This window comes from Marinomonas sp. HM11-D (genome assembly GCF_057626615.1).
In genome coordinates this window covers 1-261 of sequence record NZ_JBMMKT010000047.1, presented here as the reverse complement: position 1 = coordinate 261, position 261 = coordinate 1, and the positions used below count along the sequence as shown (strand labels likewise).

Below are 261 nucleotides of genomic sequence, written 5' to 3'. Positions count from 1 at the left end.
ATCTAAGCGCACACAGCGCGACTATTCACTTGCCTTTAAATTGGCTGTTGTCGATCAAGTAGAAAAAGGTGAACTCACCTACTCACAAGCCCAAAATAAATACGGTATACAAGGCCGTTCTACCGTTTTAGTTTGGCTTAGAAAGCATGGTCGGCTAGATTGGAGTCAAGGTGCTTCGCCTTTACATCCAAAAGGAGACCCTATGACTGAGTCAAAAGAGCTCACACCTGAGCAACGTATTAAAGAGCTTGAAACTGAGTT

1 pseudogene is annotated in these 261 nt (G+C 43.7%); it reads left to right on the top strand.

The features are described from left to right. Window positions 1–261, top strand: a pseudogene (locus tag ACOSVP_RS18620) (IS3 family transposase); the annotation flags it as partial.